1 protein-coding gene is annotated in these 901 nt (G+C 70.3%); it reads left to right on the top strand.

Going from position 1 to position 901, the window contains the following annotated elements; genetic code table 11:
* Positions 1 to 34 precede the first annotated feature (34 nt).
* On the top strand, positions 35 to 901 hold an 867-nt coding region (locus DQW85_RS07165; RefSeq protein WP_240196986.1), incomplete at its 3' end, for a condensation domain-containing protein.

The following is a 901-nucleotide window of genomic DNA, read 5'->3' as shown; positions in this document are numbered from 1 at the left end:
GGATGCGGTGGCCGCCGGGGCGCGGGTGGCGGATGTGTATCCGTTGACCTCGGTCCAGCAGGGAATCCTCTTCCACGTCCTGGAGGCTCCGGCCGACGGTGCCGGCGTCTACACGGCGCAGGGACTGTACGAGTTCGCCGGTGAAGTCGATGTGGCCGCGCTGCGGCGGGCGTGGGCACTGGTCGTCGAGCGCCACACGGCACTGCGCACCGGGCTGGTCTGGGAGGGTGTGCCGGAGCCGCTGCAGGTCGTCCACGAGCAGGTGGAGCTTCCCTTCGAGGTCCTCGACTGGTCGGGCGTCGCCGACGCTCACGCGGAGCTGGCCGAGTTCCTCCGGGAGGACCGCGACCGCGGCTTCGATCTGGCGCGTCCCCCGTTGATGAGGGTGCGTCTCATCGCGCGCGGCGAAGAGCGTTTCTGGCTCGTCCTGACGTTCCATCACATCTGCACGGACGGGTGGAGCCTGCCCATCCTGATGGACGAGGTGTCGCGGGCGTACGAGGTGCTGCGCCGTGGTGAGCAGCCGGTGCTGCCGGCGGTGCGGCCGTACCGGGACTTCATCGCGTGGTTGCGGGAGCGGGAGCCGGGTGAGGCGGAGGAGTTCTGGCGGGGATACCTGGCTGGGTTCGAGGCGCCGACCGCGTTGCCGGTGGATCGGCAGGCGACCGCGCATTGGGCGCAGGATCGGCGCCGGTTCGAGCTGTCGGCTGAGGTCACCGCAGGTCTGGTGGGGCTGGCGCGGCGGGCGCGGGTGACGCTGGGCACGGTCGTTCAGGCTGGGTGGGCGCTGCTGCTGTCGCGTTACAGCGGTGAGTCCGACGTGGTGTTCGGTCTGACGGTGTCGGGTCGTCCGGCGGAGTTGGCCGGGATGGAGTCGATCGTCGGGTTGTTCATCAACACG

Origin of the sequence: Nonomuraea lactucae (assembly GCF_003313395.1) — a bacterium.
In the GTDB taxonomy this organism is placed as follows: domain Bacteria; phylum Actinomycetota; class Actinomycetes; order Streptosporangiales; family Streptosporangiaceae; genus Nonomuraea; species Nonomuraea lactucae.
The sequence above is the reverse complement of the archived record's forward strand: the minus strand, read 5'-3'. Positions and strand labels throughout refer to the sequence as shown.